This window comes from Mycobacterium sp. 48b (assembly GCF_048282725.1).
In the GTDB taxonomy this organism is placed as follows: Bacteria; Actinomycetota; Actinomycetes; order Mycobacteriales; family Mycobacteriaceae; genus Mycobacterium.
Map to the genome: position 1 here is coordinate 5,834,685 of NZ_JBLVUL010000001.1, position 25,564 is coordinate 5,860,248.

Annotated in this window: 22 protein-coding genes; 10 read left to right on the forward strand and 12 right to left on the reverse strand. The window is 67.1% G+C overall.

What is annotated here, in order from left to right; translation table 11 throughout:
* Positions 1-13 precede the first annotated feature (13 nt).
* On the forward strand, positions 14-577 hold the full coding sequence (locus tag ACNQR1_RS28535; protein ID WP_418048948.1) for a restriction endonuclease: 564 nt from the start codon (positions 14-16) through the stop codon (positions 575-577).
* On the opposite strand, the gene lat is transcribed toward ACNQR1_RS28535, so the two are convergent.
* Both lat and ACNQR1_RS28545 read right to left on the reverse strand, forming a co-directional pair.
* Complete coding sequence (gene lat, locus ACNQR1_RS28540; protein ID WP_418048949.1) at positions 574-1,908, reverse strand: L-lysine 6-transaminase; 1,335 nt, start codon at positions 1,906-1,908, stop codon at positions 574-576. The two genes, ACNQR1_RS28535 and lat, sit on opposite strands and share 4 nt — an antisense overlap.
* Before the next feature lie 52 nt (positions 1,909-1,960).
* Positions 1,961-2,425, reverse strand: a complete 465-nt coding sequence (locus ACNQR1_RS28545) for an Lrp/AsnC family transcriptional regulator (RefSeq protein ID WP_418048950.1) — start codon at positions 2,423-2,425, stop codon at positions 1,961-1,963.
* A gap of 42 nt (positions 2,426-2,467) precedes the next feature.
* On the opposite strand from ACNQR1_RS28545, the gene ACNQR1_RS28550 reads away from it, so the two are divergent.
* Positions 2,468-4,045, forward strand: a complete 1,578-nt coding sequence (locus tag ACNQR1_RS28550; protein WP_418048951.1) for an aldehyde dehydrogenase family protein — start codon at positions 2,468-2,470, stop codon at positions 4,043-4,045.
* A 9-nt stretch (positions 4,046-4,054) separates the two neighbouring features.
* Positions 4,055-4,858 carry an SDR family NAD(P)-dependent oxidoreductase gene (locus tag ACNQR1_RS28555; RefSeq protein WP_418048952.1) on the forward strand — a complete coding sequence of 268 codons (804 nt, stop codon included), beginning with the start codon at positions 4,055-4,057 and terminating at the stop codon, positions 4,856-4,858.
* Here ACNQR1_RS28555 and ACNQR1_RS28560 read toward each other — a convergent pair.
* Together ACNQR1_RS28560 and ACNQR1_RS28565 are read right to left on the reverse strand one after the other, a co-directional pair.
* Positions 4,838-6,289 (reverse strand): lipase maturation factor family protein, encoded by a 1,452-nt coding sequence (locus ACNQR1_RS28560; protein WP_418048953.1) that lies wholly within the window; start codon positions 6,287-6,289, stop codon positions 4,838-4,840. The genes ACNQR1_RS28555 and ACNQR1_RS28560 overlap by 21 nt on opposite strands.
* 80 nt (positions 6,290-6,369) lie before the next feature.
* A complete protein-coding gene (locus ACNQR1_RS28565; RefSeq protein WP_418048954.1) occupies positions 6,370-7,764 on the reverse strand; it encodes a cytochrome P450 in 1,395 nt (464 codons plus the stop codon).
* A 63-nt stretch (positions 7,765-7,827) separates the two neighbouring features.
* Here ACNQR1_RS28565 and ACNQR1_RS28570 point away from each other — a divergent pair, with 63 nt between their 5' ends.
* From ACNQR1_RS28570 to nei2, 4 genes are read left to right on the forward strand one after another with little or no spacing between them, the layout of a single operon-like run.
* The gene (locus ACNQR1_RS28570; RefSeq protein ID WP_418048955.1) at positions 7,828-8,481 is read left to right on the forward strand and encodes a TetR/AcrR family transcriptional regulator; all 654 of its coding nucleotides are present in this window, start codon (positions 7,828-7,830) and stop codon (positions 8,479-8,481) included.
* A 35-nt stretch (positions 8,482-8,516) separates the two neighbouring features.
* Positions 8,517-13,034, forward strand: coding sequence for an ATP-dependent helicase (locus ACNQR1_RS28575; RefSeq protein ID WP_418048956.1), 4,518 nt, complete (start codon positions 8,517-8,519; stop codon positions 13,032-13,034).
* A 42-nt stretch (positions 13,035-13,076) separates the two neighbouring features.
* Complete coding sequence (locus ACNQR1_RS28580) at positions 13,077-14,024, forward strand: SDR family NAD(P)-dependent oxidoreductase (RefSeq protein ID WP_418048957.1); 948 nt, start codon at positions 13,077-13,079, stop codon at positions 14,022-14,024.
* A 3-nt stretch (positions 14,025-14,027) separates the two neighbouring features.
* Entirely contained in the window at positions 14,028-14,780 is a 753-nt protein-coding gene (nei2, locus tag ACNQR1_RS28585) for an endonuclease VIII Nei2 (RefSeq protein ID WP_418048958.1), read from the forward strand.
* 24 nt (positions 14,781-14,804) lie between these two features.
* Here the strand turns inward: nei2 and ACNQR1_RS28590 are convergent, their stop codons facing one another.
* The 3 genes from ACNQR1_RS28590 to ACNQR1_RS28600 form a co-directional block, all read right to left on the reverse strand.
* Positions 14,805-15,644 carry an SDR family NAD(P)-dependent oxidoreductase gene (locus ACNQR1_RS28590; protein WP_418048959.1) on the reverse strand — a complete coding sequence of 280 codons (840 nt, stop codon included), beginning with the start codon at positions 15,642-15,644 and terminating at the stop codon, positions 14,805-14,807.
* Positions 15,645-15,681: 37 nt separating this feature from the next.
* Positions 15,682-17,004, reverse strand: coding sequence for a flavin monoamine oxidase family protein (locus ACNQR1_RS28595; RefSeq protein WP_418048960.1), 1,323 nt, complete (start codon positions 17,002-17,004; stop codon positions 15,682-15,684).
* An 89-nt stretch (positions 17,005-17,093) separates the two neighbouring features.
* Entirely contained in the window at positions 17,094-17,714 is a 621-nt protein-coding gene (locus tag ACNQR1_RS28600) for a TetR/AcrR family transcriptional regulator (protein WP_418048961.1), read from the reverse strand.
* A gap of 80 nt (positions 17,715-17,794) precedes the next feature.
* Here ACNQR1_RS28600 and ACNQR1_RS28605 point away from each other — a divergent pair, with 80 nt between their 5' ends.
* Positions 17,795-18,310, forward strand: coding sequence for a GNAT family N-acetyltransferase (locus ACNQR1_RS28605; RefSeq protein ID WP_418048962.1), 516 nt, complete (start codon positions 17,795-17,797; stop codon positions 18,308-18,310).
* Here ACNQR1_RS28605 and ACNQR1_RS28610 read toward each other — a convergent pair.
* Both ACNQR1_RS28610 and ACNQR1_RS28615 read right to left on the reverse strand, forming a co-directional pair.
* Positions 18,300-19,451, reverse strand: a complete 1,152-nt coding sequence (locus tag ACNQR1_RS28610; RefSeq protein ID WP_418048963.1) for a fatty acid desaturase family protein — start codon at positions 19,449-19,451, stop codon at positions 18,300-18,302. The genes ACNQR1_RS28605 and ACNQR1_RS28610 overlap by 11 nt on opposite strands.
* 28 nt (positions 19,452-19,479) lie before the next feature.
* A complete protein-coding gene (locus tag ACNQR1_RS28615) occupies positions 19,480-20,571 on the reverse strand; it encodes a ferredoxin reductase (RefSeq protein ID WP_418048964.1) in 1,092 nt (363 codons plus the stop codon).
* A 71-nt stretch (positions 20,572-20,642) separates the two neighbouring features.
* Between ACNQR1_RS28615 and ACNQR1_RS28620 the strand changes: the two genes are divergently transcribed.
* Positions 20,643-21,335, forward strand: a complete 693-nt coding sequence (locus tag ACNQR1_RS28620) for a TetR family transcriptional regulator (protein WP_418048965.1) — start codon at positions 20,643-20,645, stop codon at positions 21,333-21,335.
* Between the two features lie 9 nt (positions 21,336-21,344).
* Positions 21,345-22,127, forward strand: coding sequence for an enoyl-CoA hydratase/isomerase family protein (locus tag ACNQR1_RS28625; protein ID WP_418048966.1), 783 nt, complete (start codon positions 21,345-21,347; stop codon positions 22,125-22,127).
* On the opposite strand, the gene ACNQR1_RS28630 is transcribed toward ACNQR1_RS28625, so the two are convergent.
* The 3 genes from ACNQR1_RS28630 to ACNQR1_RS28640 are packed head-to-tail and all read right to left on the reverse strand — an operon-like array spanning position 22,124 to position 25,543.
* Positions 22,124-22,894 carry an SDR family NAD(P)-dependent oxidoreductase gene (locus tag ACNQR1_RS28630; RefSeq protein ID WP_418048967.1) on the reverse strand — a complete coding sequence of 257 codons (771 nt, stop codon included), beginning with the start codon at positions 22,892-22,894 and terminating at the stop codon, positions 22,124-22,126. The two genes, ACNQR1_RS28625 and ACNQR1_RS28630, sit on opposite strands and share 4 nt — an antisense overlap.
* 41 nt (positions 22,895-22,935) lie before the next feature.
* Complete coding sequence (locus ACNQR1_RS28635; protein WP_418048968.1) at positions 22,936-23,790, reverse strand: pseudouridine synthase; 855 nt, start codon at positions 23,788-23,790, stop codon at positions 22,936-22,938.
* A 7-nt stretch (positions 23,791-23,797) separates the two neighbouring features.
* The gene (locus tag ACNQR1_RS28640) at positions 23,798-25,543 is read right to left on the reverse strand and encodes a glycerol-3-phosphate dehydrogenase/oxidase (RefSeq protein ID WP_418048969.1); all 1,746 of its coding nucleotides are present in this window, start codon (positions 25,541-25,543) and stop codon (positions 23,798-23,800) included.
* Between the last annotated feature and the right edge of the window lie 21 nt (positions 25,544-25,564).

Sequence of the window (25,564 nt, forward strand, 5' to 3'; positions counted from 1 at the left end):
TACATTCGGCGCCGTGAGACGGCTACGGATCAAGCTCATCATCGCCGCAGGTGCGGCGGCTGCGATCGCGAGCCACCTGGCCGGGTTCGACGCGGCATGGAGCCTGGCGATCGGCTGTGCGGTCCCACTGGCGCTGGCCGCGACTCCACGGTTCCTGCTGGGCGCATTCCATGGAGCCAGCACCCCCGGCGCACGCGAACAGGCGGCGACCGAGATGACCGGATTGGAATTCGAAGACTATGTGGCCCGCGTGGCGCGCACGTGTGGCTTACCGGTGATCATGACTCCGCTCACCGGGGACTGGGGCGTGGATCTGATCGTCGGACAGCGGCCCAATCGAATCGCCGTGCAATGCAAACGGCTGTCCCGACCGGTGGGCGCTGCCGCCGTCCAGGAGGTTGTCGCAGGCGCGCCCATGCAGGACTGCGGCAGGACCATGGTGGTCACCAACAACGAGTTCACCCCGGCCGCACGTAAACTCGCCGAACTTCACGGCTGTGAGTTGGTGGGCGGAGCCGATCTACCCAGACTCAAGTCGATCCTGCGCCGCGCGGTGTCGTCAGACAGCGCACCCTAACCAGCCAACGGCGATCTCAGCGCCTCCCGTACGGCCTCGATGCATTCGTCGATCTCGTTGCGCGTCACAGTCAGCGCCGGCCGGAAGCGCACCGAGTCGGTCCCACTCGGCAACATGATGACGCGCCGGTCCCACAATCGGCGAACCAGCTTGTCGCGCACTTCGGCGGTGGGCAGGCTGAACGCACACATCAGGCCGCGGCCCCGTGGGTCCAGCACCGTATCGGGGAAATCCTCTGCCAGCGCGGACAACTGACCGAGCAGGTAGTCACCCGTCATCGCAGCGTTGCCGAACAGATCCTCGGACTCGATGACTTCGAGGATGCGCCGCGATCGCACCATGTCCACCAGGTTTCCGCCCCAGGTGGAATTGATCCGCGAGCTCACGGTGAAGACGTTGTCCGCGACGTCATCCACGCGGCGGCCCGCCATCACGCCGCACACCTGCGTCTTCTTGCCGAAGGCGACCACGTCAGGGGCAATCCCCAATTGCTGGTAGGCCCAAGCGGTTCCGGTGATACCGCACCCGGTCTGCACCTCGTCGAAGATCAGCAGGGCGTCGAACTCGTCGCACAGCTCACGCATCGCGGCGAAGAACTGCGGCCGCATGTGCCGGTCACCACCCTCACCCTGGATCGGCTCGGCGATGAAGCAGGCGATGTCGTGCGGGTTGGCCTCGAACGCCGCCCTGGCTGCGCGCAGCGAATCATCTTCGAGCGCAGCCATATCCGCGCCGGGCCGCAGGAAAGGGGCATCGATGCGGGGCCAGTCGAACTTGGGGAAGCGAGCCACCTTGACCGGGTCGGTGTTGGTCAGCGACATGGTGTATCCGCTACGGCCGTGGAACGCGCCGCGCAGGTGGAGCACCTTGGTGCCCAGCGCGGGGTCGATCCCGCGGGACTCGTTGTGCCGGCTCTTCCAGTCGAATGCCACCTTGAGTGCGTTCTCGACCGCCAGCGCTCCGCCGTCGACGAAGAACAGGTGCGGCCGTTCCGGATCGCCGAGCACGCGGCGGAAGGTGTCGACGAACCGGGCCAGCGGCACGCTGTAGATGTCTGAATTGCTCGGCTTGTTGACTGCCACCCGGGCGAGCTCGCTCCGGAAGTCTTCATCGCAGGCCAGCGCCGGGTGGTTCATGCCGAGTGCGGACGAGGCGAAGAACGTGAACATGTCCAGGAAGCGCCCGCCGGTACGCGCATCCACCAGATAGGAGCCCCGAGATCGGTCCAGGTCGAGGACGAAGTCGAAGCCGTCGGTCAGGATGCTGCGCGCCAGGACGGCTCGCACCCGGTCAGGCGTCACGTGCGGCGTGGTCGTCAGCACTGCGGTCATGACGCCATCCTAACGGAATCTTTACGGTCATTACCCAGTCTGACCGGAACCATTACGGGATGTAGTCCCGTCCGCTGTAAAATGTCTGCAAAATGATGGTGCTGCGCGTCCGGACGTTGGCCGCGGTCCTGATCCGTTGGAGCAGATCCTCCAAGGCCCGGGCCGAGGCCACGCGGACCAGCAGGACGTAGCTCTCCTCGCCCGCCACCGAGTGGCACGATTCGATTTCGGGGATGTGCTGCAACCGGGCGGGTGCATCATCGGGTTGGGACGGATCGAGAGGAGTGATGGCGACGAACGCCGAGAGCATGTTGCCGAGTGCCTCAGGATTGAGCCGCGCGGTGTATCCGGTCACGACACCCCGCGACTCCAACCGGCGCACCCGCGCCTGCACCGCCGATACCGACAACCCGGCCGCAGATGCCAGCTGTGCCAGGGTGGCCCTGCCGTCGGTGGCGAGCGCGCGGGCCAGGGTCCGATCGGTCTCGTCCAGCACGTATTCGTCGGCTTCACCCATGGCCCGCAACTGTAATCCTCGGCGATCCCAGAAAGGCACACGATGACCACCACCGAACGGACCGATCTCCCCACCGCAGAGGAACTGCGCCGGCGGGTACGTCAGGCCCTCGATGCCATCGGTGCGAGGGCGGAACTCGGCGAGCCGGCCGCTCCGGGTAGTGGCCTGCACGCCAGCACACCGATCAGCGGAGACGTCCTGTTCACCCTGCCCGAAGACAGTCTTGAACAGGTTGATGCCGCGATCTCCGATGCAGCACAGGCCTTCTCGGCCTGGCGCACGACCCCGGCACCGGTGCGTGGCGCATTGGTGGCGCGCCTGGGCGAGCTGCTCGTCGAGCACAAGTCAGATCTCGCGACCCTGGTGACGGTGGAGGCGGGCAAGATCACCTCCGAGGCGCTGGGCGAAGTGCAGGAGATGATCGACATCTGCCAGTTCGCCGTCGGCCTCTCACGCCAGTTGTACGGCCGCACCATCGCCTCCGAACGTCCTGGACACCGGCTGATGGAGACGTGGCACCCGCTGGGCGTCGTCGGCGTGATCACCGCTTTCAACTTCCCGGTCGCGGTGTGGGCGTGGAACACCGCGGTCGCGCTGGTCTGTGGCGACACCGTGGTGTGGAAACCGTCGGAACTCACCCCGCTCACCGCGATCGCCTGCCAGGCGCTGATCGAACGGGCCGCAGCCGATGTAGGTGCGCCGGCATCAGTGGCCCGACTCATCCTGGGTGAGCGTGAGTTGGGTGAGCGACTGGTCGACGACCCGCGGGTGGCGTTGGTCAGCGCGACCGGCTCGGTGCGGATGGGCCAACAGGTCGGGCCGCGGGTGGCGGCGCGATTCGGCAAGGTCCTGCTCGAGCTCGGCGGCAACAACGCTGCGATCGTGACGCCGTCAGCCGATCTGGACCTCGCGGTACGTGCCATCGTGTTCTCCGCGGCGGGCACCGCGGGACAGCGCTGCACCACGCTGCGCCGCCTGATCGTGCACTCCTCGGTTGCCGACGACCTGGTGTCGCGGATCGTCTCGGCCTACCAGAGCCTGCCGATCGGAGATCCGAGCGCGGACGGGACGCTGGTCGGCCCGCTCATCCACACCCGGGCCTACCGTGACATGGTCGGAGCGCTGGAGCAGGCCCGCGCCGACGGCGGAGAGGTCTTCGGCGGTGAGCGTCACGACCTGGGAGATTTCTCCGGACGCGAGGAGGATTCAGGCAGAAGTGCGTTCTACGTCGCCCCTGCGGTGGTGCGGATGCCCGCACAGACGGCCGTCGTGCACACCGAGACCTTCGCCCCGATCCTCTACGTGCTGACCTATGACGACATCGACGACGCGATCACCCTGAACAACGCCGTACCACAGGGCCTTTCGTCGGCGATCTTCACCACCGACGTGCGTGAGGCCGAGCGGTTCATGGCCGCCGACGGATCCGACTGCGGTATCGCCAACGTCAACATCGGGACCTCCGGCGCCGAGATCGGCGGGGCATTCGGGGGTGAGAAGCACACCGGCGGAGGCCGTGAGTCCGGATCGGATGCGTGGAAGGCCTACATGCGCCGCGCGACCAACACGGTCAACTACTCCTCGGAGCTGCCGCTGGCCCAGGGCGTTCATTTCGGCTAAGAAATGCTCATGGAGCTCAACGGCAGAATCGCGGTCATCACCGGCGCCGGATCAGGTATCGGCCGGGCACTCGCCGAATCGTTCGCCGCGGAAGGTGCCCGGGTGGTGGCCGCCGACCTCGACGCCGAGTCGGCCGAACAGACCGCCGCGCAGATCCGTTCCGGCGGCGGGCAGGCGCTGGGAATCCGGGCCGACGCCGGTGTCACGGCCGACATCGAGGCGCTGACCACCACCGAGTTCGGCCCGGTCGACATCTACGTCGCCAACGCCGGAATCATCGGCGCGCCGGGTCTCGGCACCGACCAGGACTGGGATTCCATCCTCGACGTCAATCTGCGCTCCCACGTCCGGGCGGCACAAGTGCTTGTCCCGCAGTGGTTGTCGCGGGGCGGCGGATACTTCGTGTCGGTCGCCTCAGCGGCCGGTCTGCTATCCCAGATCGGCGCGGCCGGATACGCCGTCACCAAGCACGCGGCGGTCGGATTCGCCGAGTGGCTGGCCATCACGTACGGCGATGACGGCGTCGGGGTCAGTTGCGTGTGCCCGTTGGGGGTGGACACCCCACTGCTCGACGCGGTACGTGCATCGGCGGATCCGGATTCCGCGGCCGGTGCGGCGTCGATCGTGCAGTCCGGCGAGGTCATCAGTGCCCAGGATGTCGCGGCGGCCACTGTGGCGGCCGTTCGGTCCGATAGCTTTCTCGTACTCCCGCACCCGCAGGTGCTGGACATGTACCGCCACAAGGGCTCCGACTACGACCGGTGGATCGCGGGGATGCGCCGTTACCAGCGGTCACTGCGCGCCGGCCGATGAGCGCCCTGCCGAGGGCAGCGATTGCGGTGGAACGTACACACCGAGCGAGATGCGGTGCCACCACACGTGATCGCGGCGCAGTTCGGTCCAGGTGCTGAACTCGTACCGGTACAACCTCGCCCGGACGTAGCGCGGCGGTTCGTCGGGGAATGGGTTGCACCGCAGCAGCTTCAGCGTGTCCCTGTCATTCTCCAGAAGTCGGGTCAGCAGCATTCGCAGCCAGCCCTGGGCATAGGCCGGCGAGATGGCCGCGAACCACATCAGCCAGTCCAGGCGCAGATGGTAGGGCGCGAACTGTCGCGGCCACCGATGGACATCGCCTGGCTTGCCCTTGAACTCGTACTCTTTCCATACGGTGTGATCGCTCAGCATCGGGTCCGAGGTGCCTTCCAACACCACCTCGTCGCGAGCACGGCCCACGGTGCCGAAAGCGCCGTAGGAATTCACCAGGTGATAGTGGTTGTAGGAAGCGTTCATCCGCTGCCGTCTGGAGATGAGGTTGCGGGCAGGCCGGTAACTCAACCAGGCCACCGCGACAGCGAACCCGATCACCACGACGGCGAACCACATTGGGGTCTTGCCGAATTGCTGCTCCGGCATCGGAAGCAGCACCGCAGCGGCGGAGTCCGAGAGTGCGCTGAATGCCAGGACGATGGTGATCCAGTTGAGCCAGGCGAAGTTCCCTGACGCGACCAACCACAGTTGGGTGATGATGACGACGATCGCCGCCCCGGAGGCGACCGGCTGCGGCGCGAACAGGGCGAACGGCACGACGAGTTGGGCGAAGTGGTTGCCGGCCACCTCGATTCGGTGCAGCGGTTTGGGCAGGTGGTGGAAGAACCAGCTCAGCGGCCCCGGCATGGGCTGGGTCTCGTGGTGGTAGTACAGGCAGGTCAGGTTGCGCCAGCACGGGTCGCCGCGCAGCTTGATCAGCCCGGCACCGAACTCGACCCGGAACAACAGCCAGCGGGCCAGCCACAGCACCAGCAGCGGGGGGCCTACGTCGTCGTTGCCCAGGAACGTCACCAGGAAGCCGGCTTCGAGCAGCAGCGATTCCCAGCCGAACGAGTACCACGTCTGGCCGACGTTGACGATCGACAGGTACAGCACCCACACCAGTAGCCAGGTCAGCATTGCGGCCCACAGCGGCACCAGGTCCCCGAAGCCCACCAGCAGGGCCGCCGAGAGCACCGCCCCGGCCGTGCACACCGCGGCGAAAAAGCGGTCCGAGTAGTGGAACTGGAACAGGCTGGGGGCGCGCCGGAAGGAGTTGGCGGCCAGGAACCGGGGTATCGGGAGCAACCCCCGCTCGCCGAGGAGCCCGCGGAACTGCCGGGCCGCCACGATGAAGGCGATCAGGTAGATCGCGGCGGTCCCCCGCTGCAACACCTGTCTGGCCAACCAATATTCGTCTGCGTTGAACCATTCCATACGTGGACCTGCCGACGTTTGCGGGTCTGTCCACGGAAACGGTACCCCGAATCGGGGCGTTTCATACGTGGTAGGGCAAGCTAGCGCCGTCGCAGTCCCAGCCGGAACCCTGACGGCATCATGGTCAGGCGCTCCTGTACCTGCAGGGTGTAGTCCGGATCGGCGGTCAGGTCATAACGCCGGATCAGCACGGCCAGCATCAGGACCGCTTCGTGCAGTGCGAATTGCCTTCCGATGCATGATCTTTCACCTGTGCCGAACGGCTTGTACAAGCCGGCAGGCCGTGCCCGCATCTGTTCCGGGGCGAACCGGTCCGGGTCGAATGTGTCCGGGTCAGGGCCCCAGCGTGGGTCGCGGTGCAACGTGGACGTCAGCGCCAAAGCCCAGTCGCCCTTGCGCATCGGGTGGATTCCGGCGAGCACCGTGTCGTGGCGGGCAGCGCGGTAGTACGCAGGCACCGTCGGCTGCAATCGCAGCGATTCGTCGAGAACCCGCCGGACATACCGCAGTTTGGCGATCTTCTCGAACTCGGGCCGTGCATCATCGCCCCACACCTGGTCTACCTCGTCGCGGGCGCGGGCGAACACCTCAGGACTCTGCGACAGGAAGTACAGCGCGAATGACAATGCACCGGATGTGGTTTCGTGCCCGGCGATCAGGAAATTGATCAGCTGATAGCGGATGTTCGCGACATCGAGATCGGACTGCAGCATGATCTGCAGCAGGTCCTCATGACTGCCCGACGGCTGCGCGCGCCGGCTGGCGACGATGTCGTCGGCCAGTTCGTGCAGATATTTGGCGTCGTTGCGGACCCGGCGCTCGTACCGCCGGTAGACGACGGCGGGAAGGTAGGTCTCGCGCAGCACACCGAGGCGGTCGGCGCCCAGGAGCGCGGACACCATGTGCGCGACGAACGGGTGCATCGCGTCGCCCTGGAAGCACCCGAACGAATACCCGGCCGCGCACCGCCCGATGGTCTCCAACGTCACCCTGGTGGTGTCTGCCGAGACGTCGACGGTGTCGCCCTCGGCGGACCGCTGATCCCAACGGTCGGTCAGCTCGCCGGCGACGTCGAACATCACCCCGTGGTAGCGACGCATCGCGGCCTGGCTGAACGCCGGCATCAGCAGCTGATGGGCCTTGTGCCAGTTCGGTTCGTCGTTGTACGCCGTGAACAGCCCGTCGCCGCCGACGATCCGCAGTGCTTCGATGTCGGGGCCGACATGTTTGCAGAATCGGGCTTCGTCGTTGAGGTCGGCCACCGCATCGGCCCCGGTGGCGACGACGTAGCGGGCGCCCAGGAACCGGAATTCGCATATCGGCCCGAGCTCGGCCATGCCCATCGCATTCTGCATCGACGAGTCGGACTTGAGCCCGAGCACGTCCCCGAGCAACGGCACCCGTCGCGGCGGATGGGGCAGTTTCGGATACTTCGCATTCTCCGGGTGTGAGGTCCGTGCGTCCGCGACGGTCATGACACCAGGATTCCGTCCTTGTTATACATGTGTCAAGTAAGGCCTCCGCGTTAAGCTGCACCCGTGGGTGCCGAGTCGAGACGCCGGCTGTCCCCCGCCGACAGACGCAACGAGCTGTTGGCGCTGGGAGCCGAAGTGTTCGGCCAACGACCGTACGACGAGGTTCGCATCGACGAGATCGCCGAGCGCGCCGGAGTGTCTCGAGCCCTGATGTACCACTACTTCCCCGACAAGCGGGCCTTCTTCGCCGCCGTGGTGCAAGCCGAGGGCGAGCGCTTGTTCGAGGCCACCAGCACCCCTCCCGAGCCCGGTCAGAGCCTGTTCGGCCAGCTGCGCGCAGGCGTACTCGCCTATCTGAGCTACGACGAGGAGCACCCCCACGGCGCGTGGGCGGCGTACATGGGGCTGGGCCGCACCGACCCGGTGCTGCGCGGCGTCGACGACATCGACAACGACCGGCAGGCGGACCGGATCATGGGCCGGATCGCCGACGCCGTATCCGAGCCGCTGGATGCCAAGGTCGAGCGTGATCTGCGGGCCACCGTCTACGGCTGGCTGGCCCTGACCTTCGAGATGTGCAGGCAACGGCTCAAGGACCCCTCGATCGACGCGGGGTTCGTCGCCGACACGTGTGCGCACGCCCTGCTCGACGCCGTCCGTCGCGTGCCTGGTCTGCCGCCCGATCTGATGTGCGCGGCCGCCCCCGAACACCGCTGAAGCCACTTGTCGGTGGTGCGCGGCAGTATGGCTAGATGACCACCACGCCGGCCGATCCGCTGGCCCGGTTCAGCGCTTTGACCCGGGAGTGGTTCACGGCTGCCTTCCCGGCGCCGACGGCCGCCCAGGCACAGGCCTGGTCGGCCATCGCCGAGGGGCACAACACCCTGGTCATCGCGCCTACCGGCTCGGGTAAGACGCTCGCCGCCTTCCTGTGGGCCATCGACGAGTTGGCCCGGTCGGACGCCGAGCAGAGGTCGGGCACGACGGTTCTCTACGTGTCACCGCTCAAGGCGCTGGCCGTCGACGTCGAGCGCAACCTTCGCACCCCGCTGACCGGGATCACCCGGGTCGCCGAGCGGCACGGGGTGCCTGCCCCGTCGATCAGCGTCGGGGTCCGCTCCGGGGACACCACGCCCAGCCAGCGCCGCGCGATGCTGAGCAAGCCGCCCGACATCCTGATCACCACGCCGGAGTCGCTGTTCCTGATGCTGACCTCGGCGGCCCGGGAGACGCTGGCCTCCGTGCGGACCGTGATCGTCGACGAGGTCCACGCCGTTGCCGCCACCAAGCGCGGCGCGCACCTGGCACTCTCACTCGAACGGCTGGATCAGCTTCTCGACACGCCGGCCCAGCGGATCGGGCTGTCAGCGACGGTGCGTCCCCCCGAGGAGGTGGCCCGGTTCCTCTCGGGGCAGGCACCCACCACCATCGTGGCTCCGCCTGCCGCCAAGACCTTCGATCTCTCGGTCCAGGTTCCGGTGCCGGACATGGCCAACCTCGACAACAACAGCATCTGGCCCGACGTCGAGGAACGCATCGTGGATCTGATCGAGGCGCACCAGTCCTCGATCGTGTTCGCCAACTCCCGTCGGCTGGCAGAGCGGCTGACCTCGCGGCTGAACGAGATTCACGCCGAGCGGTCCGGCATCGAGCTGTCGATGGATCGGAATCCGCAGGTGGGCGGGGGCGCCCCGGCCCAACTCATGGCCAGCGGCCAGGCCAATGGCGCGCTGCCGCTGCTGGCCCGGGCCCACCACGGTTCGGTCAGCAAGGAGCAGCGGGCCCAGGTCGAGGACGACCTCAAGAGCGGGCGGCTGCGCGCCGTGGTCGCCACCTCCAGCCTGGAGCTGGGCATCGACATGGGCGCTGTCGATCTGGTGATCCAGGTCGAGTCACCGCCGTCGGTGGCCAGCGGGCTGCAGCGCATCGGGCGGGCCGGGCACCAGGTCGGCGAGATCTCCCAGGGTGTGCTGTTCCCCAAGCACCGCACCGATCTGATCGGCTGCGCGGTGGCGGTGCAGCGCATGCGCTCCAGTGACATCGAGACCATGCACGTCCCGGCCAATCCGCTCGACGTGCTGGCCCAGCACACGGTGGCGGTCGCTGCCCTGGAACCGGTGGATGCCGATGCCTGGTTCGACGCGGTGCGGCGCAGTGCACCGTTCGCCACGTTGCCACGCAGCGCCTTCGAGGCGACGCTCGACCTGTTGTCCGGGAAGTATCCGTCCACCGAGTTCGCCGAGCTCCGGCCACGGCTCGTGTATGACCGCGACCACGGAACCCTGACCGCCCGCCCGGGCGCCCAGCGCCTTGCCGTGACCTCCGGCGGTGCCATCCCCGACCGCGGCCTGTTCACCGTCTACCTGGCCACCGATTCCGAAACTCCTTCCCGGGTGGGCGAACTCGACGAGGAGATGGTCTACGAGTCGCGCCCCGGTGACGTCATCTCCCTGGGCGCCACCAGTTGGCGGATCACCGAGATCACGCACGACCGCGTGCTGGTCGTCCCGGCTCCGGGGCAACCGGCCCGGCTGCCGTTCTGGCGTGGCGACAGTGTGGGCAGGCCCGCCGAGTTGGGCGCGGCGGTCGGAGCGTTCACGGGTGAGCTCGCCGCACTCAGTCGCGCCGAGTTCGACGAACGCTGCCAGGCAATGGGTTTCGCCGGTTTCGCCACCGACAACCTGTATCAGCTGTTGCACGATCAGCGGGAGGCCACCGGTGTGGTCCCCAGCGACAGCACCTTTGTGGTCGAGCGCTTCCGGGACGAGCTCGGTGACTGGCGGGTGATCCTGCACTCTCCATACGGTCTTCGGGTCCACGGCCCGCTTGCCCTCGCGGTGGGCCGCCGGCTGCGGGAACGGTACGGCATCGACGAGAAGCCCACCGCCTCCGACGACGGCATCATCGTGCGGCTACCCGACAGCGGTGAAAACCCTCCGGGTGCAGACCTGTTCGTGTTCGACGCCGACGAGGTCGAGCCCATCGTCACCGCCGAGGTGGGCGGCTCGGCATTGTTCGCGTCCCGGTTCCGAGAATGCGCCGCGCGTGCCCTGCTGCTGCCACGCAGACACCCGGGCAAGCGTTCCCCGTTGTGGCATCAACGGCAACGGGCCGCACAACTGCTCGACATCGCCCGCAAGTACCCGGACTTCCCGATCGTGTTGGAAACGATCCGGGAATGCCTGCAGGACGTCTACGACGTGCCCGCCCTGACCGAACTGATGGGACGGGTGGCGCAGCGCCGGCTGCGGGTGGTCGAGGTCGAAACCGCCACTCCGTCACCGTTCGCGGCCTCGCTGCTGTTCGGCTACGTGGGTGCGTTCATGTACGAGGGCGACAGCCCGCTGGCCGAGCGACGGGCGGCAGCATTGGCACTGGACACCGTGCTGCTGTCCGAATTACTGGGCCGGGTCGAGCTGCGCGAATTGCTGGATCCGGCGGTGGTCGCCTCGACGTCCGCTCAGCTGCAGCACCTGACGGAGGAGCGCGCGGCACGCGACGCCGAGGCAGTGGCTGACCTGCTGCGGATGCTCGGCCCGCTCACCGAGGCCGAGATCGCGGCGCGCGCCACCACCGACTCCGTCGGCGGCTGGCTCGACGGACTGCACGCCGCCAAACGGGCGCTGCCGGTGACCTACGCCGGTCAGACGTGGTGGGCGGCCGTGGAGGACATCGGCCTGCTGCGCGACGGGGTCGGTGCGCCGGTACCGGTGGGGGTGCCCGCGGCGTTCACCGAATCCGTCGACGACCCGCTCGGGGATCTGATCGGCCGCTATGCCCGCACGCACGGCCCGTTCACCACCACCGAGGTCGCCGCGAGGTTCGGGCTCGGGCTGCGGGTCACCGCAGATGTGTTGGGCCGCATGGCTGTCGACAACCGGCTGGTGCGCGGTGAATTCGTCGACGATCTGCCCGGCGATCAGTGGTGCGACGCCGAGGTCTTGCGCATCCTGCGCCGTCGTTCCCTGGCCGCGCTGCGCGCTCAGGTCGAACCGGTCAGCACCGCCGCCTACGGCCGTTTCCTGACGTCTTGGCAACACGTCGGTTCCAGCCACAGCGCGGGTATCGACGGGCTGGCCGCGGTGATCGAACAGTTGGCCGGCATTCCCATCCCGGCGTCGGCAGTGGAGTCACTCGTCTTCGGTCAACGGGTACGCGATTATCAACCGGCCATGCTCGATGAGCTGCTCGCCTCCGGTGAGGTGATGTGGTCGGGCGCCGGGCAGATCGGCGGCAGCGACGGCTGGGTGGCATTCCATCTGGCAGACACCGCGCCACTGACGTTGCCGGTGCCCGCCGAGATCGAGTTCACCGATACCCACCGGGCGATCATGGAGACGCTGGGGCACGGCGGGGCGTACTTCTTCCGTCAACTCACCGACGACGCTGCCGAGTCGGAGCTGAAAACCGCACTGTGGGAGCTGATCTGGGCCGGATGGGTCACCGGGGACACGTTCGCCCCCGTGCGGGCCCTGCTGTCCGGTCCGCGGCGGTCCGGGGCACCGGCGCATCGCCAGCGCCAACGCCCACCCCGGCTCAGTCGCTACAGTGTCGCGCGCCCGCACAGCCGAGCAGGCGATCCGATGGTGTCCGGCCGGTGGTCGGCATTGCCTGGTGCAGAACCGGATTCGACGGTACGGGCTCACTTCCAGGCGGAGCTTCTGCTCAATCGGCATGGCGTGCTGACCAAGGGAGCGGCGGCGGCCGAAGGGGTGCCCGGCGGGTTCGCCACCCTGTACAAGGTGTTGAGCGCGTTCGAGGATGCCGGCCGCTGCCAGCGGGGATACTTCGTCGAGTCGCTGGGCGGGGCACAGTTCGCCGCGGCATCGACAGTCGACCGGTTGCGGTCATATCTGGATGGGGTTGACCCTCAGCGGCCCGAGTATCACGCCGTCGTGCTCGCGGCGACCGACCCGGCCAACCCGTACGGAGCGGCACTGGCCTGGCCGGACCGCGGCGGCGAGGACACCCACCGCCCGGGCCGGAAAGCCGGAGCACTGGTTGCCCTGGTCGACGGGCAGTTGGTGTGGTTCCTGGAGCGCGGTGGCCGGACCCTGCTCAGCTTCACCTCCGACGCAGATACTCAGCGGGCCGCCGCGGGGGCTCTGGCCGAACTCGTGAGCACGGGGCGTATGCCGTCGCTACTGGTCGAGCGGATCAACGGGGCCGCGGTGCTCGATCCCGGCGTCGACGCGGACCGTGCCGCCGTGCAGGACGCGCTGACCGGGGCGGGATTCTCCCGCACGCCACGCGGCCTGCGGCTTCGGTAGCCGCGGGGAACAGCACCTGGGCATGCGTTGTTGTTGAGACGCATGACCGCTCCCATCACCACGCCCTTCGGCTTCGAATCGACCGCGTCGGATGTGATCGCCGGGGTCGACCTGACCGGGCGCTCGGCCATCATCACCGGCGCCGCATCGGGTATCGGCATCGAAACGGCACGAGCGCTTGCAGCCGCTGGAGCCGCCGTGACATTGGCCGTCCGTGACACCACCGCGGGCGATCGCGTCGCCGCCGAGCTGCACGCGTCGACCGGAAACACCGAAATCGGGGTCGCCGCCCTGGACCTGACCGATCTGGACAGTGTGAGGTCGTTCGCGCGGGCCTGGTCCGGGCCGCTGCACATTCTGGTCAACAACGCGGGGGTGATGGCCGTGCAGGACCTCACGTTGTCGTCCACCGGCCACGAACTGCAGTTCGCGACCAATCATCTCGGCCATTTCACCCTGTCCACCGGCCTGCACCGGGCCCTCTCCGCGGCAGGGGGCGCCCGCGTGGTCTCTGTCAGCTCGTCCGGGCACCTGCGCTCCCCCGTCGTGTTCGACGACATCGACTATGCGTTCCGCGACTACGACCCGTTCGGGGCCTACGGCCAGTCGAAGACCGCCAACGTGTTGTTCGCCGTGGAAGCCACCCGCCGCTGGGCCGACGACGGAATCACTGCCAACGCCTTGATGCCCGGCGGCATCCTCACGGCGCTGCAACGCCATCTCGACCCGGCCTATGGCGCCCAGGCGGCCCAACGGTTCCAGGAAGCCGGCAGCAGGCTCAAGACAGTCGAACAGGGCGCGGCCACCTCGGTTCTGCTGGCAGCCTCACCGCTGCTGGAGGGAATCGGCGGACGCTACTTCGACGACTGCAACGAAGCCACCGTCGTCGATCGCCGCGACGAGTTCGGCATATCCGGCGTCGCGCCGTATGCACTGGACCCGGCAAACGCGCAACGACTGTGGGAGCTATCGCTGCGACTGGTTCAATAGGGCATGCCCGAAGGCGACACCGTCTTCCATACCGCCGGCGCGCTGCGCAGTGCGCTGGCAGGAAAGACATTGACGCGCTGCGATATCAGGGTGCCCCGCTACGCCACGGTCGACCTGACCGGGCAGGTGGTCGACGAGGTACTCAGCCGAGGAAAGCACCTCTTCATCCGGGTGGGTCCGGCCAGCATCCACTCTCATCTCAAGATGGAGGGCAGCTGGCGCATCGGGTGGACAAAGGGCGCCGCCCACCGGATCCGAATCGTGCTGGAGACCGCCGACAGTCGGGCGACGGGGATCGACCTCGGCGTTCTGGAAGTGCTGGACCGCGACGCCGACATGGCAGCGGTCGATCACCTCGGACCGGACCTGCTCGGCCCCGACTGGGAACCCCGCACCGCGGCCGCCAACTTGGCTGCCGATCCGGACCGTCCCCTGGCGCCGGCCCTGCTCGATCAGCGGGTGATGGCCGGCGTGGGCAACGTCTACTGCAACGAGCTGTGTTTCGTCTTCGGCCGGCTTCCCACCTCTCCGGTGAGCTCGTTGACCGATCCCCTGCGTGTCGTGCAACGGGCCCGGGACATGCTGTGGCTCAACCGGTCCCGCTGGAACCGCACCACTACCGGGGACACACGGCATGGACGACAGCTGTGGGTGTACGGCCGCGCCGGTGAGCCCTGCCGCCGCTGCGGGACATTGATCGAGACCGACAAAGGCGGCGAGCGGGTGACGTACTGGTGTCCGACCTGTCAGACCTGATCCATGTGCGGTCGCGCCGGCTCACTACGGCCTACGCGGTACGCCGGCAACCCCCGCGATAACGCGATCACGCACTGCCGCAGGGATATTTGTCATGATCGACGTCTGAACTCTGCTTCCGAGACCGACCATGTATCGAGCTCGAGGCCGACGCGCGGTCAGCGCCTTCTCGACGACCGCGACCACGTTGGAAGTCGGTACCGCCAACTTCTTCGACAGCGGGATGAACTTCTTCATCCCGGCAATGTGCTTGTCATACAGGGCGCGATGCTCTGCTGACATCGAGGTTTCCAGCTCCGCCACCATATCGTCGGCGGTGCGCCACATGTCGGTGTCGGTTTGCGCCGGCTCCACCACAGCCACCCGCACCCCCCACGGGCGTACCTCGATCCTGAGCGCGTCGGCTGCTGCTTCCAGGGCAAACTTGGACGCTGCGTACGCCCCGAGCAGCGGCGCTGACAGTTGCCCGTTCACGCTGGAGATGAAGATGACACGGCCACGGGAGGCCCGCAGCTTCGGCAGTACTGTCCGGGTCACCGCGAATTGGCCGATCACGTTGACGTCCAACTGTTTGCGCCAGTCCTCGGGGCTCAGGGTCTCGATCGGACCTGCCACCACGATGCCCGCGTTGTTCACCACCGCGTCGAGCCGCTGCGGGAGCGCAGCAGGCAACGAGGCAAGATGGTCCGCATTGGTGACGTCAAGAACCACCGCCGTGATGCGTTGCGGGTTGAGTTCCGCCACCGCGGCGCCGTCGGTGTGCGATCTGACTCCCGCGATGACGTCCCACCCGGTGGCGGCCAGATGCTCGACGATAGCCTTGCCGATACCGCGGGCGGCTCCGGTGACAAGAACTGAGGGCATGACGCGAGGGTACTTCCACCACCAGGAGTAGACGACGCTAGTCGCGAATGTCCTCCAGCGCCTGAGTGACCTCCTGCGCCACGCGCAGGCCGGATTCGATCGCGCCTTCGATGTAGCCGGGGTGATCGCTCGCGGTTTCGGTTCCGGCCCAGTGGATGTCACCGACGGGTGTGGAGGGCAGCGGAAGAAGCCCGTCCAGGGCGCCCGCGACCGGCAACGCCATATAACCGCCGCCGGCGTATTCGTCTGTATGCCAAGACTTCTCGTGCCAGCTGACCGGCTCAAGCACCTCGGGCCCAATGTGACCGATCAAAGTTTCCAGCACAGACCTTCGCCGGGCGTCGGCACTGAGGGCGTCGAGTTCACGGGCCGCGGGTCCGCCGATGAGCACGCAAAGGTGGCCCGGGCCGCCCGGCGGGCTGGTGTCGAAAACACCGCTGCCCGGACCGTCGAGGACGATCACCTCGCCACCCTTGCGCTGCCGCCAGAACGGCCGGTCGTACACCGCGATGGCCTTGTAGACCGAACCCATGTACGTGTCACCCGCGAGCCGGGCCTGTTCCGGCGGGAGCGGTGGTTGGTGGGCAATGGAGCCGGCCATCGGCGCCGGAACCGTGACGATGACCTTGGCTGCCCGAAAGTCCCCCGCCGTCGTATGCACGGTCACGCCAGAGCTTTCACGAGCGATCGATACGACCTTATGTCCCAAGCGGATCCGGGAGTCCAGCTCGGCGGCCAAGCCCGCGGCGAGTCCGCGCATTCCTTCGACGATCAGGGAATCTTGCGCACCACCCTTGGTCGACAACATGGTGAGCACGCCGCCCTGCTGCCGGATCATCCGCGCCGCGGCGTAGACCGAGAGTCGGTCCAGATCGGCAGTCCACGACACCGCCGCGATCACTTCCAGCAGTCGTCGGGCGGTGCGGCCCGGCACTCGACGCAAGCACGACTCGACCGTCGTGTTGTTCCAGCAGCGCGGCACGCCGGTGCGGGACAGGACTTCGACGGTCGCCAAGGCCAATCCGGCCAGGAGCACCGGCGGCGATGCCGCGGACAACCGGCGCGAGCGGTCGATCAGGCCCGGCATCGGACCCGTGTGCATCTGATACCGGGTCAGGCCGAGCTCGTCGGCCAACGCCATGAGTCGGTGGTGATCATGGCCGATCCACTGACCACCGAGGTCAACCGTCGTTCCCAGCGCGGTGGTCTCACTCATCGTTCGACCGCCGAGCCGGTCGGCCGCTTCCAGCACCACCACGTCGACGCCACGGCGGCGAAGTTCGCGAGCTGCCGTCAGCCCGGATATCCCCGCGCCGACCACAACCACCGTGGCGTCCGTTGCACTGCCCGGTGCCGTCATGCCGCCTCCGTTTCTAAGTCGGTCAACCGTCCGAATTTTATAACACGGCGGCACCTGGCGGCAACAGCCCGCGTCGAGCGGACCAGGGTTCAGTCGCGCGTAGCGCCCACCGGCTGGGGATCTGCCAGCGTCACGAGCATCTGAATCCCGCGGTCGAGATCACGACGCGCCCGCCGGCCGTCGCGGCTGGCCACGTACTGGATGATCAAGCCGTCGAGCATCGCGAGCCCGAGGCGGCCCAGGGTGGCGAAGTCCACGGCGCAGCGCTCGCCGGCGGCATTGGCCGCTTGTTCGCAGAACTCCGTGACCAGCGCGGTGTAGCGGTCGTACTGAAGCCGCGCCAGTCCTTCCGACCCCTCGCTGCGTACGGAGTACATCGCCAGCTCGTACTGCATGACCTGCACGCCGACGTCGCCCTCGACCAGGGCGTCCCAGAACGTCGTGACGCCGTGACGCAGCGCGTGGGCCAGACCCCGGTCGAGCTGCAGGCTGTCATGCACGGTGGCGACGACCTCGTCGATGACGGCGACAATGACGGCGCGCAGCATCTGATCCTTGGACGGGAACACGTAATGCAACGTGCCCAGCGGGACGCCCGCCTCCGCCGCGACGGCACGCAGCGTCGTCCCCGGCACGCCGACGTCGCTGAGCACGCGGATCGCCGCCGCGACGATCTGTTCCTGACGTTCGGCTGCCTTCACGTAGGCCATCGGAATCCCTTCCTCAACTGAGCGACAGCTTAGGAGAAAGTCAGACAACCGACCGGGTCGACGCCCTTTAGGGTGAAATCATGACCAACATCGTGGTCCGTCCCACGTCACCGGACGACCTCGACGCGATCAGCGTCATCTACGCCCACCATGTCGAGACCGGTGTGGCCACGTTCGAGTTGATCCCACCGCATCGCGAAGAGTGGGAGCGCCGGCTGGCGACGGCCCGCGAACGTGAACTGCCGTTTCTCACGGCGATACTCGACGACGAGATCGTGGGCTATGCCTACTGCTCGCCATGGAAGCTGCGCCCGGCGTATCGGCACACTGTGGAGAACTCCATCTACCTCACGCCGCAGTGCGCCGGCCGCGGCATCGGAACCCTGCTGCTGCAAGGGCTTCTGGACGGCTGCACTGCGGCAGACATCCGTGAGGTCATCGCCGTGGTGGTCGACACCGACGAGGCAGCGCCATCCCTTGCCCTCCACCGCAAACACGGTTTCACCGAAGCTGGGCGGCTGCGTGCGGTGGGCTACAAGCACGGACGATGGCTGGACACGGTGCTGCTGCAGTGCAGCCTGAAGGTCAGCAGTTGACGAGTTCGGGCTCGCAGATCGGCTGCGAATCCGGTTGTAGTGCGGACTCTTTGGCTGTGGACTCGGTCACAACGGGCTCGGGATCCTTGGGCGTGCCGCCCCACGGAAACGCCAGCCGCACGATCTTGCGGACCACCGAGGCGAACTGCTTGTGGATCGGGCCTGTGTTGTAGGGCAGGCCGTAACGCTGGCAGATCTCCTTCACCTCACCGGAGATCTCGGCGTAGCGGTGCGCCGGGATGTCCGGGAACAGGTGGTGTTCGATCTGGAACGACAGGTTGCCGCTGAAGATGTGGAACCACTTGCCGCCGGACAGGTTTGCCGAACCCAGCAGCTGGCGGAAGTACCACTGGCCACGCGTCTCGTTCTGCGTCTCCTCGATGGTGAACTCGTGGGTGCCCTCCGGGAAGTGGCCGCAGAAGATGATCGTGTAGGACCACACGTTGCGCATCAGATTGGCAGTCATGTTGCCCGCAAACACGAATGGTGCGAACGGGCCGGCCAGTAGCGGGAACGCCACATAGTCCTTGACGGTCTGCTTGCGCACCTTGGCCCACATCTCGCGCAGCATGTCCTTCTTGTCACGCAGCTTGATCTCACCGGTGCGGATCCGCTCGGTCTCCAGCTCGTGCAGGGCCACGCCGTACTGGAAGAACACCATCAACAGGAATGCGTACAGCGGGTTGCCCAGGTAGTACGGGCTCCACTTCTGATCCTCGCTCATCCGCAGGACGCCGTAGCCGATGTCGCGGTCCATGTCGACGATGTTGGTGTAGGTGTGGTGCATGTAGTTGTGGGAGTGCCGCCACTGGTTGGACGGGCAGGCCGAATCCCATTCGAAGTTCTGGCCGCGCAGCGCGGGATCGCCCATCCAGTCGTACTGACCGTGCATGACGTTGTGGCCGATCTCCATGTTGTCGAGGATCTTCGACAACCCGAGCATCACCGTGCCGATCGGCCAGGCCGGCGGCAGGAACAGCAGGGCCCGGCCTCCGAACTCGAGCTTGCGCTGCATCTTGATGATGTCGCGGATGTAGGTGGCATCGCGTTCGCCGAGATCTGCGGTCGCCTTTTCACGGATGGCGTCGAGTTCGGCGCCGAAGGTTTCGAACTGCTCGGGGGTAAGGGTGTAGTGAGTCATGTCTGCGCCTTTCATGAGTCGATAGGTCTCAAAGGTCGATGACGACGTCGCCGACGGGTGCGGTGACGCAAATTTCGATGTCTTCGCAGTCGGCGGTGGAGATCGCGCCGGTGATCAGGTTGCGGACCGCGCCGCGGGTCTTGAATCGGGTGCAGGTGTGGCAGATACCCATCCGGCAACCGCTCTCCGGCGTGAGGCCGGCGGCCTCGGCCTGCACCAACAGCGGCTGACCGTCGTCGGTCACCTCCACGTCGCTGTTGGCGAATCGGACGGTGCCTCCGGTCGATCCGGTCGGCGCCGCGAACACGGGTGGAACGAAGCTCTCCGAGTGCGCGTCGGGACGAACCTCACGCACCGCGTCGACCAGTGCCGGTGGGCCACAGACGAACACCGCGTCGGGCTCGGCGCCCGGGAAGGCCTCGGCCAGGTGCGCGAAACCGAAGTACCCGTCCAGCTCGCCGGCGACGCCGCCTCGGGTGTAACCGTGCAGGATCCGGACACCGGCCGAACGCATGGCCGCCAACTCCGGGCGGTAGCAGGCCTCCTCGGCGCCGCGCGCGTAGTGCACGAAGGCGATCTCCCCGGTGAACGCCTGTGCACGCAAGGTGCGCAGCATGGACAGCACCGGGGTGATGCCACTGCCGCCGGACACGAACAGGATGCGCTGCGGCAGCGCCTCCGGCAGCACGAAATCGCCGCCGACCGAGTCGAGCCCCAGCACCATGCCCGGGTACGCGTGGTCACACAGGTAGGTCGAGACCAGCCCGCCGTCGTGGCGGCCGATGGTCAATTCGAGGTGACCAGCCCCTTCGGCGTTGGCCGGCGAGTAGCACCGGGTACGACGGCGGCCGTTGATCTCGACGGAGAGGTTGATGTGCTGACCCGCCCGAAACCCGGCGAAGGCCGCGTTCGGTTCCAGGGTCAGCGTGACACTGCGCGGCGTCTGCCGCCGCACTGCCACCACCTTGGCCCGGGCATCGCCGCGGGTCCAGGTCGGTTCGACCAGCTCGGTGTAGCGGTCGACGCCGTGCGGGCCGGTCAGCAGGTTCGCGAGCGCACTCATTCGCGGTCCGGCCAATAGCCGTCGGCCAACACCTTCAGCCAATGTTTGAGTGAACATGTGTACACAGTGCGCGTGCACAGGCGACTCTGTCAACGATAAAAACGCAGCAAGTGGTAGGGTTCACACCAGTGAACAGACGTACGCCCAATTCACGAACATCGACGTCACGAACACGAAAGCCGGACTCGGCGTCGCGTTCGCGGGAGACGCTGTCCAGGGAAGAGCGCAAAGAGGCCACCCGGCGGGCGATCATCACCGCCGCGCTCACGCTTCTGGAGGACCAGAGCTTCAGCGCGCTGTCCCTGCGCGAGGTCACCCGAGAGGCAGGCATCGTGCCCGCCGCCTTCTACCGGCACTTCGACTCGATGGATGCGCTCGGTCTCGTCCTCATCGACGAGTCGTTCCGGTCTCTGCGCGACATGCTGCGCGGTGCGCGCGCCGGCAAGCTCGACCCCCATCACGTCATCGAATCCTCGGCCGAGATCCTGATCGGAAGTTTCAACGACCGGCGTGAGCATTGGCGGTTCATCGCCCGCGAACGTTCCAGCGGTGTGTCGGTGCTGCGCTACGCGATCCGCACCGAGATCCGGTTGATCACTTCCGAGCTGGCCATCGACCTGGCCCGCTTCCCCGGCCTGAAGGACTGGAGCAGCGAGGATCTCAACATCCTGGCCAACCTGTTCGTCAACGCCATGATCTCGATAGCGGAGAGCCTTGAGGATGCAGGCGACGCTTCAGCGGTCGATGCCATCCACCGCACCGCGGTCAAGCAACTACGGATGATCGCCGTTGGCGTCAACGGGTGGCACAGCACCGGCTAGGGTCCGGTCATGCCACCTGCACAGCCACTCGACCTTGCCTACCCGCGGCCCGACATCGCGGTCATCACGCTCAATCGCCCCGAGAAACTCAACGCGCTGTCCTTCGAACTCGTCGAGGCCCTGCACGCCACCCTCGACACGATCGCGGCGAACAACGAGTGCCGCGTCGTGGTGCTCACCGGCGCCGGGCGCGGCTTCTGCTCGGGCCTGGATCTGAGCAACCCCAACCCTCCCGAGGCCGGTGGCGGCACCGAGTTCCCCCGGTCGGGCATGCGCTGGCAGGAACGCATCGCGAACCTCACGGTCAAACTGCACCGGTTGCGCCAGCCCGTCATCGCCGCGGTGAACGGCGCGGCCTACGGTGGCGGCTTCGCGCTGGCCGCGGCCAGCGACATCCGCATCGCCGGCCCGTCGGCGAAGTTCTGCACGCAGTTCATCAAACTGGGCATCGGCGGCTGCGACATCGGGGTGAGCTACACCCTGCCCAGGATCATCGGCGCGGGCCCGGCGTTCGACCTGATCCTGACCGCGCGTGCGGTCGACGCGGCAGAGGCACTGCGGCTCGGTCTGGTCACCCGCATCGTCGACGACACCGCGAACCTGCTCGACGCAGCCCTCGAGATCGCCGAAACCCTGTGCGGCTACGGCAAGTTCGGACTGGAATCGACCAAGCAGGTGCTGTGGGCCAACCTCGACGCCGGCTGCCTGGAAACGGCACTGCACGTGGAGAACCGCAGCCAGATCCTGTCCGTCGGCACCGGCAGCCTGACCAATTCGATTCCGGGCCGCTAGCGCGCTGTCCCGCCCCCGTCGACGATGACCACCTGCCCGGTCATGTAGCTGCCTGCGTCCGAACACATCAGCAGGGCCGCGCCTACCATCTCGTCCGGGGTGGCCAGCCGCTTCATCAAGGTCCCACCCTTCATGAGCTCGATGGCCTCCTGTGGGTTGTTGCGCATCATGTCGGTGTCGACGGGTCCCGGCGCCAGGGCGTTCACCCGGATGCCCAGCGGGGCGAACTCGGCCGCCATCGACCGGGTGACCGACATCAGTGCGGCCTTGCCCGAGGCATAGATGGACAGCGCGGGAGCGAAATTGAACGCCCCGACCGACACCATGTTCAACACCGCGGCGTTTGCGCTGGCCTTCAGATGCGGGAGCGCGTGCTGCACCAGGAACACCGGTCCGCGCAGATTCACCTCGTACGACTTCGCCCAGGCCTCCGGCGTCATCTGCCCCAGCGGCTGGGCGAGCGCGTTGGCGGCGTTGTTGACCACCACGTCGATGCCGCCGAACTCGGCGGCCGTACGCTCCACCAACGTGCCGAGGTCGTCGATGTTGCCGCTGTGTGTGGGCACTCCGATCGCCTGTCCCCCGAGTTCACGCAGGTGCTCGGCCGCCCGGTCGCAGGCGTCGGCCTTGCGGCTGGCCACCACCACGCGCGCACCGGCCAGCGTAAAACCCTCGGCGAGAGCCAATCCGATGCCACGGGTGCCACCAGTGACGATCACGGTCCGGTCGGTCATGTCGAACAGATGGTCAAAAGTCTCACGGTTCACCCCGTCAGTAGAACATCACCGCGGTCCGGCCACGCAAGGCTTCAGCCCAATACGCGGGAACTGACGAACGCACGGTCCTCGCCGCTGATCGGGTCGGTGAACGCCAGGCGCTGGGCCAGCAGCTGCAGCGGGTTCCCGAAATCATCGGGTGCGACGTCGATCACGTTGGGGTACAAGGAATCACCGACGATCGGCAACCCGATGGAGGCCATGTGCACACGTAGTTGATGCGTCTGCCCGGTGCGGGGAGACAGCCGGTAGAGCCCGCTTCCCATCTCCTCGACATAGGTCTCGGCGTTGGGCTCCCCGGGTTCCTCGAAAGCCTGTAACCGACCACGGTGCTTGATGATCCGGCTGCGCAACGTGGCCGGCAGGGCCACCGAGGCGGTGCCCTCAGAGCGAGCGAGATACGTCTTGCGGGTCCCGCCCTCGGCGAACAGCCGCTGATACCGGCCCCGGACCTCGCGGCGCGCGGTGAACAGCAGCACACCCGCGGTCAGCCGGTCCAGTCGGTGCGCAGGGCTCAGTTCCGGTAGGTCCAGTTCACGACGCAACCGCACGAGCGCGGTCTGCACGACGTGGCCGCCCCGCGGCATGGTGGCCAGGAAGTGCGGCTTGTCCACCACGACGATGTCGTCGTCGCGGTACAGCACCGGGATGTCGAACGGCACCTCCACCTCGTCGACCAGGTCACGGTAGAAGTAGACATGTGCTCCCGCGGGCAGCGTCGTCGTCGCATCGACCGTCGTACCGTCCGGCAGAACCACCTCTCCGGCAAGCACTTTCGCGCCGATACCGAACCGCGTCTGCAGCTCGTCGTACACATTGCCGCCCAACAACCGCAACCGCGCCGGACCCAGACCGTCACGCACCGGCAGCGGAGGGGGCTTTCTCAATGTCGGGTCAATTCAACGGCACGGGCTCGAGGATCTCGGCGCGGGCCTCGGGTGCGGCCTGGCGCAGCGCATCGGCGGACTCGTCGTCGGGCTGGGTCTGCGACAGCACCTCGGCTTCCACCCGGGCGATATACGTGGCGACCTCACGGTCGACGTCCTCGGCGGTCCATCCCAGCACGGGCGCAACCACTTCGGCGACTTCGCGGGCGCAATCGACACCGCGGTGCGGGTATTCGATGGCGATCCGCATCCGGCGGGCCAGGATGTCCTCAAGGTGCAGGGCGCCTTCCGCCGCGGCGGCATAGTAGGCCTCGACCTTGAGGTACACCGGCGCGTCGGTGATCGGGGCCAAGAGCTCGGGCTCGTCCTCCGCCATCTTGAGTACCTCACCGATCAGCGAGCCGTAGCGGTCCAGCAGATGCCGGACCCGGTACGGGTGCAGCCCGTAATGCTTCCCGACGAACTCGGTCTGGTTGATCAGCGCGAAATATCCGTCGGCGCCCATCAGCGGGACCTTTTCGGTGATCGACGGCGCGACCCGAGCCGGGATGAACTCTGCGGCAGCGTCGATCGCATCGGCCGCCATCACCCGGTAGGTGGTGTACTTCCCGCCCGCGATGGCCACCAAACCCGGCGAGGGCACCGCGACAGCGTGCTCACGCGAGAGCTTGGAGGTTTCCTCACTCTCACCGGCCAGCAGCGGACGCAGCCCGGCGTACACACCGTCGATGTCGTCGTGGGTCAGCGGGGTGGCCAGCACGGTGTTGACGTGGCGCAGGATGTAATCGATGTCGGCCTTTGTCGCGGCGGGATGCGCGAGGTCCAGATTCCAGTCGGTGTCGGTGGTGCCGATGATCCAGTGCGTGCCCCACGGAATCACGAACAGCACCGATTTCTCGGTGCGCAGGATGATCGCCACCTCGCTGACGATCCGATCCCGTGGCACCACGATGTGCACGCCCTTGGAGGCGCGAACCCGGAACCGGCCGCGTTCCTTGGACAGTGCCTGGATCTCGTCGGTCCACACTCCGGTGGCGTTGACCACGACATGGCCTCGCACTTCGGTGATCGCGCCGTCCTCGGAATCGCGCAGCGTGACACCCACGACGCGATCGCCCTCGCGCAGCAACGCCACCACCTGGCTCGACGAACGCACCACCGCGCCGTAGTGGGCTGCGGTGCGCGCCACGGTCATGGTGTGCCTGGCATCGTCGACGACGGTGTCGTAGTAACGAATCCCGCCGATCAGCGAACTGCGCTTGAGCCCAGGAGCCAACCGCAAGGCACCGGCCCTGGTCAGATGCTTTTGTGCGGGAACGGATTTCGCGCCGCCGAGCTGGTCATAGAGGAAGATGCCGGCCGCGATGTACGGCCGCTCCCACACCCGGTTGGTCAACGGGAACAGGAACGGCAACGGCTTGACCAGATGCGGGGCCAGCGTGGTGAGGCTCAGTTCCCGCTCGTACAAGGCCTCACGAACCAGCCCGAACTCCAACTGCTCGAGGTAGCGCAGCCCGCCGTGGAACATCTTGGAGCTGCGGCTGGATGTGCCCGACGCGAAGTCACGGGCCTCGACCAGTGCGACTTTCAATCCTCGGGTGGCCGCGTCCAACGCAGCGCCGGCGCCCACGACACCGCCGCCGATCACCACCACGTCGAATTGTTCACTGCCGAGTCGTTGCCAGGCTTGCGCCCTTTGCTGCGGTCCGAGGAAGGTTTGCCCGTCGCCCGGTGCTGAGATCGGGTCAGTCACGATTCCCAGGCTACGTGGGTG